General features: G+C 73.7%; 8 protein-coding genes. 6 read left to right on the forward strand and 2 right to left on the reverse strand.

Going from position 1 to position 9,432, the window contains the following annotated elements:
- Window positions 1–45: 45 nt before the first annotated feature.
- Entirely contained in the window at window positions 46–1,176 is a 1,131-nt protein-coding gene (locus QC029_RS29815; RefSeq protein WP_279558967.1) for a CaiB/BaiF CoA-transferase family protein, read from the reverse strand.
- Between the two features lie 119 nt (window positions 1,177–1,295).
- Window positions 1,296–2,519, reverse strand: coding sequence for a cytochrome P450 (locus tag QC029_RS29820; RefSeq protein WP_279558968.1), 1,224 nt, complete (start codon window positions 2,517–2,519; stop codon window positions 1,296–1,298).
- A 168-nt stretch (window positions 2,520–2,687) separates the two neighbouring features.
- Here QC029_RS29820 and QC029_RS29825 point away from each other — a divergent pair, with 168 nt between their 5' ends.
- From QC029_RS29825 to QC029_RS29850, 6 genes are all read left to right on the forward strand, one after another.
- On the forward strand, window positions 2,688–3,809 hold the full coding sequence (locus QC029_RS29825) for an epoxide hydrolase family protein (protein WP_279558969.1): 1,122 nt from the start codon (window positions 2,688–2,690) through the stop codon (window positions 3,807–3,809).
- 87 nt (window positions 3,810–3,896) lie between these two features.
- A complete protein-coding gene (locus QC029_RS29830; RefSeq protein ID WP_279558970.1) occupies window positions 3,897–5,012 on the forward strand; it encodes a winged helix DNA-binding domain-containing protein in 1,116 nt (371 codons plus the stop codon).
- A gap of 30 nt (window positions 5,013–5,042) precedes the next feature.
- Window positions 5,043–6,236: an SGNH/GDSL hydrolase family protein gene (locus QC029_RS29835; protein ID WP_279558971.1), complete on the forward strand. Its 1,194-nt coding sequence runs from the start codon at window positions 5,043–5,045 to the stop codon at window positions 6,234–6,236.
- A gap of 59 nt (window positions 6,237–6,295) precedes the next feature.
- A complete protein-coding gene (locus QC029_RS29840; protein WP_279558972.1) occupies window positions 6,296–7,504 on the forward strand; it encodes a cytochrome P450 in 1,209 nt (402 codons plus the stop codon).
- 22 nt (window positions 7,505–7,526) lie between these two features.
- A complete protein-coding gene (locus tag QC029_RS29845; RefSeq protein WP_279558973.1) occupies window positions 7,527–8,549 on the forward strand; it encodes an NADP-dependent oxidoreductase in 1,023 nt (340 codons plus the stop codon).
- A 48-nt stretch (window positions 8,550–8,597) separates the two neighbouring features.
- Window positions 8,598–9,356: an SDR family NAD(P)-dependent oxidoreductase gene (locus QC029_RS29850; RefSeq protein WP_279558974.1), complete on the forward strand. Its 759-nt coding sequence runs from the start codon at window positions 8,598–8,600 to the stop codon at window positions 9,354–9,356.
- Window positions 9,357–9,432 lie beyond the last annotated feature (76 nt).

Here is a 9,432-nt window from a genome sequence, read left to right on the forward strand (position 1 = left end):
GCACACGGTGTGTGCGGGGGCCCAGACGTCGTACGGACCGCGGACTCAGTCCGGCTCCGCGGCCGTCAGCCCGTCGATCTCCTCGGGCCGCAGTCCGCACTCCAGCAGGACCTCCCGGGTGTGCTCGCCGGGCCTGGGCGCGGGCCGCGGTCGGCCGGGAGCCGTACGGGCGAAGCGCGGCGCGGGCGCGGGCTGCCAGGCGCCGCCGTCGGCCAGGTAGGTGCCGCGCGCCCGGTGGTGCGGGTGCGCGGCCGCCTCCGAGACCGTCAGCACCGGCGACACGCAGGCCTCGCTGTCCGAGAAGCGCGCCGCCCACTCGTCACGGGTCCGGGTGGCGAAACGGGCCGCCAGCCGCTCCCGCAGCCGGGGCCAGTTCCGCGGGTCGAAGCGGTCGCCGAACTCCTCGGCGTCCAGGCCGAGTCCTTCGAGCAGCGCGCTGAAGAACCGTTCCTCCAGCGCTCCGACGGCCACGTGGCGGTGGTCGGAGCAGCGGTAGACGCCGTAGAACGGGGCGCCGCCGTCGAGCAGGTTGCGGCCCCGCTCGTCGCTCCACCGGCCGGCCGCCGCCATGCCCATGAGCATGCCGAGCGTGGCGGCCGTGCCGTCCACGATGGCGGCGTCGACCACCTGGCCGAGCCCGGAGGTCCGGCGCTCGTGCAGGGCCGCCAGGATGCCGCAGACGAGCAGCAGACCGCCGCCGGCGAAGTCCCCCAGCAGGTTCACCGGGGGCACCGGCGGTCCGTCCGCGGGCCCGATGGCGTGCAGCGCGCCCGACAGCGCGATGTAGTTGATGTCGTGGCCGGGGGCCGAGGCCAGCGGCCCCCGCTGGCCCCAGCCGGTCATCCGGGCGTACACCAGGCCCGGGTTGACCTCGGCGCAGCGCTCCGGCCCGATGCCGAGACGCTCGGCGACACCGGGCCGGAACCCCTCCACCAGGACGTCCGCCCCCTCCACCAGGCGCAGCAGCGCCTCCACGGCGCGGGGGGACTTCAGGTCCAGCGCCACCGACCGGCGCCCGCGGTCGAGCACCCTGTGCCAGTCCCCGAAGGAACGGGCCCCGTCGGCGCGGTCCACCCGCACCACGTCGGCGCCGAGGTCCGCCAGCATCATGCACGCGAAGGGCGCGGGCCCGATGGCTGCGATCTCCACGATCCTCAGCCCTCTCAGCGGGCCCATGCGCGCTCCTTCCGTGCCGGGTGGCGGGGTGACGCCGTCATGACGTGACGCCGTGACGCCGTGGCGGGATGACGGGGGTGCCGGGGGTGACGGGGGCGGACGGAGGCCGGGACACCGGCTCAGAACTCGACGGGCAGTTCCCAGACGCCGTAGATCACGGCGCCCTCCTTGGTCCTGATGTCCTTGTAGGGGACGGCGAGCCGCAGGTCGGGCAGGCGCTGGAACAGCTTGCTCCAGACGATCTCCAGCTCCAGCCGGGCGAGGTCGGCGCCGATGCAGTGGTGCAGGCCGTGCCCGAAGCCCAGGTGCTTGCGGCTGCCGCGCTCCAGGATGAGCTTGTCGGGCTCCTCGTAGACCTCCGGGTCCCGGTTCCCGGTGAAGGCCACGCACAGGATGCCGTCGCCCTTGGGGATGGTGACCCCGCCGATCTCGATGTCCTCCATCGCCACCCGGGCGATGGCGGCGTCCCCGATGGTCAGGAAGCGGATGACCTCCTCCAGAGCGGTGGGGACCAGCGAGGGGTCGGCCTTGATCTTGGCCAGCTCCTCGGGGTGCTCCAGCAGGCAGGCCGTGCCGATCGAGATCATGCTGGCGGTGGTCTCGTGTCCGCCGTTCATCAGCAGCCGGCACAGGTTGACCAGGTCCCGGGTCTCGTACTCCTCGCCCGACTCCCGGTACTCCACGATGGCCCTGCTCAGCAGGTCGTCGCCCGGAGTCTTCTCCTTGATGGCGATGAGGTTCTCCAGGTAGTGCCCCACCTCGACCATGGCGGCCTGGCGCTGCTGGGTCGTGCTGTCGCCGGCCAGCAGCACCGCGCCGTGCTTCTGGAAGAACTCGTGGTCCTCGTAGGGGATGCCCAGCAGCAGGCAGATCACCGTCATGGGGATCGGCAGCGACAGCTCGTGGTGGAGGTCGGCGGGGGAGCCGCTGGCGATCAGCCGGTCGATGGTCTCGTCGACGATCTTCTCGATCTGCGGGCGCAGCATCTGGGTGCGCCGGTTGGTGAAGGTGACGGCGGCCTTGCGGCGCGTACGGGTGTGCTCCGGCGGGTCGTACCCGATGAACGAGGTCTCGGTGCGGAAGACCTCGGGGATGGGGAAGTAGAAGGGGAAGTTCTCCTCCCGGCGGGAGGAGCTGACCCGCGGGTCGGTGAGCAGCTGGCGGATGTTGTGGTAACCGGTGACCAGCCAGGCCTCTCGGCCGGTGGCCAGCCTGGCCTTGGCGATGGGCCGCTCCGCCGCCAGCTGCGCGTACTGCTCCGGCGGCGAGAACGGGCACTTCCGGTCCCACGGGAACGGTGCGTCCAGGCCCTCCGGTTCGGCCTCGGTGGTCGGTGTCGTCATCGCGAGTCCCTTCTCGTCGGTCCGTGGGGAGGCTGGCAGCCGCGTCTGGAGACGGGCCGGAAACGCGCTCGAGCCGCCCGGTCCCGACCCGGGCTCGACCGGCGGTCGAGAGGCCGTCCCTAGCCTGTCTGCGATCCGGTACACCGCAGCGCTCAGGAGGCATGTCGCATGAGTCCGGCAATCACTCCCTTCCGCGTCGAGGTGCCCGAGGCGGACCTCGACGACCTCCGCGAGCGGCTGGCCAGGACCCGCTGGCCCGAGGCGGAGACCGTGGACGACTGGTCGCAGGGGATGCCCCTGTCGTACGCGCGGGAGCTGTGCGAGTACTGGCGCACCTCCTACGACTGGCGGGCCGCCGAGGCGCGGCTCAACGCCGTTCCGCAGTTCCGCACCGAGATCGACGGGCTGAGCATCCACTTCCTGCACGCGCGCTCGCCCCACCCAAACGCCATGCCGCTGCTGATGTCGCACGGCTGGCCCGGCTCGGTGGTGGAGTTCCTCGACGTCATCGAGCTGCTGACCGACCCGGCCGACCCGGCGGACGCCTTCCACGTGGTCTGCCCCTCGCTGCCGGGATTCGGTTTCAGCGGCAAGCCGACCGACACCGGCTGGACGGCGGAGCGCACCGCCGACGCCTGGGCCGCGCTGATGGCGCGCCTGGGGTACGAGCGCTACGCCGCCCACGGCGTGGACTGGGGCTCGTTCATCACCGCCATCGTCGGCGAGACCGACGCGGAGCACCTGGCGGGCATCTACCTGGCGATGCCGTTCGCGCGCCCCCCGCAGGAGCAGGTGGAGCTGTCCGAGCGCGACGTCGCCGGGCTGGCGGCCCTGAAGGAGTTCCAGCGGAACGAGGGCGGCTACTCGGCGATCCAGACCACCCGCCCGCAGACCATCGGCTACGGCCTGACGGACTCGCCGGCCGGGCAGCTGGCCTGGATGGCGGAGAAGTACTGGGCGTGGAGCGACCACGACGGCGAGCCGGGCAAGGCGATCCCCCGGGACCGGCTGCTGGACGCGGTGTCCGTGGGCTGGTTCGCGGCGACGGCGGCCTCGTCGGCCCGGCTGTACTGGGAGAGCCAGAACAAGATGGCGCTGGCCCCCGTCCACGTCCCCACCGGCGTCTCGATCTTCCCCAAGGACGGCAGGATGCCGCGCCCCTGGATCGAGAGCCGCTTCACGGACCTGCGCAGCTGGAAGGATCACGAGTACGGCGGCCACTTCCCCGCCCTGGAGCAGCCCGAGGTGCTCGCCTCCGAACTGCGCGCCTTCTTCCGTCCGCTGCGCTGACGGAGGGGAACCGCCGGGGAAGACCCCGAGAACCCCGGCAGGCCGCCGAAGGGCGCCGGGCAAGACCACCGAGGAAGTCCTAGAGGCATGCCGACACCACCCGTACTCAGCCAGCGCGCCCTGGGCCGCGCCCTGCTCGCCCGCCAGTTCCTCCTCGAGCGCGCGGAGGTGAAGGTCGCGGACGCCGTCGAGCACCTCGTCGGCCTCCAGGCGCAGGCTCCCTACGCGCCCTACTTCGGGCTGTGGACGCGTCTGGCGGACTTCCGCGTCGACGACCTGGTCGAGGCGATCACCGAGCGGCGGGTGGTGCGGATCGCGCTGATGCGCAGCACCGTGCACCTGGTCACCCCGCGCGACTGCGCGGCCCTGCGCCCCTGGATCCAGCCCGCCCTCGACCGCGAACTGAACACCGCGTTCCGCAAGGCCCTGGAGGGGCTGGACCGCGACGCCGTGGCCGCCGCCGGCCGCGAGCTGCTCGAGGAGCGGCACCTGACCACGCGGGAGCTGGGCGCCCTGCTGCACGAGCGGTGGCCCGACCGCGAGGCCCGCGCCATGACGTACGTGGTGCGCAACCTGGTGCCGCTGGTGCAGGTGCCGCCGCGCGGCATCTGGGGCGTGGGCGGACTGACCCGGTACGCCACGGCCGCCTCGTGGCTGGGCGGCGCCGGGGAGGGCCCCGGCGCCGCCCCCGAGGACCTGGTCCTGCGCTACCTCGCGGCCTTCGGCCCGGCCTCGGTCCGGGACGTGCAGACCTGGGCCGGCCTGGTGCGGCTGCGCCCCGTCGTCGAGGGCCTCCGGCCGAGGCTGAGCGTCTTCCGGGACGAGAACGGCGTGGAGCTGTTCGACCTGCCCGACGCCCCGCGGCCCGACCCGGACGCGCCGGCGCCGGTGCGCTTCCTGCCCGAGTACGACAACCTCCTGGCCTCGCACGCCGACCGCACCCGGGTGATCTCGGACGAGTACCGCCGCCTGGTGATGACGCGCAACGGGATGCGCGCCACCTTCCTCGTCGACGGTCTGGTGAGCGGCGCCTGGAAGCTGGAGCGCAAGCGCGGCGCCGCCACCCTGACCGTGGAGCCGTTCGGAAAGCTCTCCCGCAAACACCAGTCCGCCGTGTCCGCGGAAGGCTCCCGGCTCCTGCGGTTCGCCGCCGACGACGCCGACGCCGACGCCCGTGAGATCCGGTTCGTCCCCGTCGAATGACGGCCTCCCTCCCCCAGGAGACCATCCGCCATGACCGAGCTCATCGACGTCCCCCTCATCGACGGCCCGGTCGCCGTCCGCGGCGCCCGGGACCTGGAGCGCACCGCGGCGGGACTGCTGCCGCACCGCCTTCCGGCCCGGGCCCGCGCCCAACTGCACGACCCGCACTTCCGGATGGTGGAGGCGCAGCCCGCCGGGGTGCGCCTGGTCTTCCGCACCGCGGCCACCGTCCTGCGCCTGGAGGTGCTGGCGACCAAGACGGTCCTGCCCGGCGACGCGGCCTTCCCCGACGGGGTGTACGAGCTGTTCGCCGACGGCGAGCCCGTCGCGCGGGCGAGCGTGCGCGAGGGCAACCGGCTGCACCTGAACCCGTTCACCGGCCAGGCCGAGACCGTTCCGGGCCCCGCCGGCGCGGTGTCGTTCACCGGTCTGCCGGCGCGGGAGAAGGAGATCGAACTGTGGCTGCCGCAGGCGGAGGTCACGGAGCTGATCGCCCTGCGCGCCGACGCCCCCGTCCTCCCGCCCTCCCCCTCCCGCCGGCCGGTGTGGCTGCACCACGGCAGCTCCATCAGCCACGGGGCCGACCAGCCCGCCCCCACCGGGGTCTGGCCCGCCGTGGCGGCCTCGCTCGGCGGCGTGGAGCTGGTGAACCTCGGCCTGGCCGGCCACGCGATGCTCGACCCGTTCACCGCCCGCGCGATGCGCGACACCCCGGCCGACCTGATCAGCCTGAAGGTCGGCATCAACATCGTCGGCACCGACTCCATGCGGCTGCGGGCGCTGACCCCGGCCGTGCACGGCTTCCTCGACACCATCCGCGACGGGCACCCCGACACCCCCCTGCTGGTGGTCTCGCCGATCCTGTGCCCCGAGGCCGAGGAGCGCCCCGGACCGCTGCTGCCGCGGCCGGGGGAGGAGCCGTTCCGCTTCCGCGCCCTGGGCGACCCGTCGGAGGTCCCGGCCGGGCGCCTCACCCTGGGCGTGGTGCGCGCCGAGCTCGCCCGGATCGTCGCCGAGCGCTCCGCCGGGGACCCGAACCTTCACTACCTGGACGGCCGTGAGCTGTACGGCGAGGAGGACGCCGCCGCACTGCCCCTGCCGGACGCCCTGCACCCCGACGCCGCCACCCACCGGCTCATCGGCGAGCGCTTCGCCGAGCTGGCCTTCGGCGCGTCCGGGCCGCTTCGAGCCGGAGGCGATCGGGCGTCGAGGCCGGGCTCCTAACGTGCTGACCGTCCACAGGCCCGTGGACGGTCAGCACGCCACGACGCGGAGGTAGCCCCGTGCCCGCTCCGGAGGAGCCGACGACCTTCCCCTTCCCCGGCTCGACCTACCGGGGCCCGGACCCGCGCTTCGCGCGTCTGCGCGCCGAGTGCCCCGTGGCCAGGGTGGACACGGCCGGCGGCGGACACGCCTGGCTGGTGACCCGGCACGCGGACGTACGGGCCGCGCTGGAGGACGAGCGGTTCAGCCGGGCCGCGGTGTACGCGCCGGGGGCGCCGCGGTTCGACGGCCTGTTCCAGGCCCCTCCGGGGATGATCGTCTCCCTGGACCCCCCGGAGCACACCCGGCTGCGGGCCCTGGCGGAGCTGGCGTTCTCCCCCGAGCGGATCGAGGGCATGCGCCCCAGGGTCCGCGAGCTGGTCGACGGGCTGATGGACGGTCTGGCGGCCGAGGGGCCGCCGGCCGACCTGGTGGCGGGGTTCGCCGCCCCGCTGGCGCTGACGGTCATCTGCGAACTGCTGGGCGTGCCGCTGGAGGACCGCGACCACTTCCACACCTGGGTGCGGCAGTTCGCGGCGGTGGACGGCCCCGAGGAGGAGGCCCTGGAGGGCCGGGAGCGGCTGGGCTCCTACATGGCCGCCCTCGTCGCCCGGAAGCGGGAGCAGCCTTGCGACGACGTGCTCTCCGCCCTGGCCGCCGCGCGGATCGGGGACGACCGGCTCAGCGACGAGGAGCTGGTGGTCTTCGGCTACACCCTGCTCGGCGCCGGCTTCGACTCGACCGCCGGCCAGCTCGCCCTCACGGTGCTCACCCTGACCGCCCACCACCCCGGGACCTGGCGGCACCTGGGCGAGCACCCCGAGCGCGTCCCCACGGCGCTGGAGGAGCTGCTGCGGACCGTCAACCTCTTCGCCACGGACACCTCGGGCCTGCCCCGCGTCGCCACCGAGGACGTGGTGATCGGGGACGTCACGGTGCCCGCCGGGGACGCGGTGTTCCTGGCCTTCGCCTCGGCCAACCGCGACGAGACCGTGTTCCCCTCCCCCGACCGCCTCGACTTCGAGCGCGCCGACAACCCCCACCTGGCCTTCGGCCACGGCACCCACCGCTGCCTGGGAGCCCCGCTCGCGCGGCTGGAGCTCTCCGTCGCGATCGGGGCGCTGGCCGCCCGCTTCCCCGGCCTGCGGCCGGCCGTGCCCGAGAACGAACTGCGCTGGCGGACCGGTGACGTGAACACCGGCCTGCTCGCCCTTCCCGTCAACTGGTGAAACGACATGCCGAGGAGCAGCCATGAGCAGTGAGGTCATTCCCGCGACGAGCCGGGAGGTCCGACTCGTCTCCTACCCCGAGGGAGACGTGACGCCGGACCACTTCGCCCTGGTGGAGAGCGAGCTGGCCGCTCCCGACGAGGGCCGGGTGGTGGTGCGCAACGAGTGGATGTCCCTGGGGGCCGTCTACCGCGACCAGATGGTGCCCGAGACCGACCTGCCGATCCCGGTCTTCCGGCTCGGGCAGCCCATGTGGGGCCGCACGGTGGGCACGGTCGTCGCCTCCGGCAGTCCCGACCTGGCCGTCGGCGACCTGGTGGAGCACTTCCACGGCTGGCGCGAGTACGCCACGGGCCACGCCCAGGAGTTCTTCCGGCGGGACCGCGGCCTGCTGCCCTCCTCGGAGTACTTCCTCTCCCAGGGTCCCACCGCGTGGCGGGGCATGGTGGAGATGGCGCAGGTCTCCGAGGGCGACGTCGTCTTCGTCTCCGGGGCGACCAGCGGTGTCGGCTCGCTCGCCGGCCAGCTCGCCAAGTGCCGCGGCGCCAAGCTGGTGATCGGCAGCACGGGCTCCAAGGAGAAGATCGACTACCTGGTGGAGGAGCTCGGCTTCGACGCCGCCTTCGACTACCACGACGGACCGGTCCTCGACCGGCTGCGGGAGCTGGCGCCCGACGGCATCAACGTCTTCTTCGACAACGTCGGCGGCGAGCAGTTCGAGGCGGCGGTCCAGGCCGCGGCCCCGCACGCCCGCTTCGCGCTGTGCGGCGCGCTCTCCGGGCAGCTCGGCACGGGCGACGGCGGCAGCCCCCGTCTGGACCTGATGGCGGCGTTCCCCAAGGAGCTGGTGCTGCGCCCGTTCGCCACCCTGCACACCCCCGACCAGATCGCCGACTGGAACCGGCAGTTCAGCACGCTGCTGCGCGAGAAGCGCATCGTCTTCCCGCACACCGCCGTCGAGGGCGGGGTGACCGAGCTGCCCGCGAACTTCGGCGCGCTGCTCGACCGCAGGTTCAGCGGCACGGTCGTCGCGAAGCTCACCTGACCCGGCCCGCTCCGAACGGACCCGAGCGGACGAGAAGAGAGGAAACCCATGTCGGACAAGCCTTTCGCCGACCAGACCGTGGTCGTCACCGGCGGCGGGACGGGCATCGGCCGGGCCACCGCGCTGGCCTTCGCCGAACTCGGCGCCTCCACCGTGGTGATCACGGGCCGGCGGGCGGACCGCCTCGCCGAGGTCGCCGCGCTCCACCCGGCCGTCGTCCCGGTGACCGCCGACGTCGCCGACGCGGCGGGGGCGGACGCGGTCGCCGGGGCCGTGGAGTCCCGCGGCGGCACCCTGGACGTCCTGGTGCACAACGCGGGCGTCTTCCGCTTCACCCCCCTGGACCACCTCGCCCCGGACACCGTCCGCGAGGTGATGGACATCAACCTGGTCGGTCCCGTGCTGCTGACCGGGCGGCTGCTGCCCCTGCTGCGCTCCCCCGGGGGCAGCATCGTGCTCGTCTCCAGCCGGGCGGGCCACAACCCCACTCCCGGCGGTTCGGTGTACGCGGCGAGCAAGGCCGCCGTGCACAGCCTGACCCGCAGCTGGGCGGCCGAGCTGGCCCCCCGGGGCGTCCGCGTCAACGCCGTCGCACCCGGTTTCGTCCGTACCGAGGCCTACGCGGCCAACGGTCTCTCGCCGGAGCAGGTGGAGGGCCTCTTCGAGCACGCCAAGGGGGACATCCCGCTCGGCCGGGTCGGCGAGGTCGACGACGTCACGCCCTGGATCACCCGGCTCGCCGACCCGGCGAGCGACCTGGTGACCGGGCAGGTCATCACGCTCGACGGCGGTATGGACCTCACCTGAGGCCCGTGCGGCGAAGCCGCCGGAACGGCGAGGAAGCCGAAAGAAGGGCGGGGTTCCCCGGAGACCACTCCGGGGA

The sequence above is a fragment of the Streptomyces sp. DH37 genome (assembly GCF_029813835.1).
Classification (GTDB): domain Bacteria; phylum Actinomycetota; class Actinomycetes; order Streptomycetales; family Streptomycetaceae; genus Streptomyces.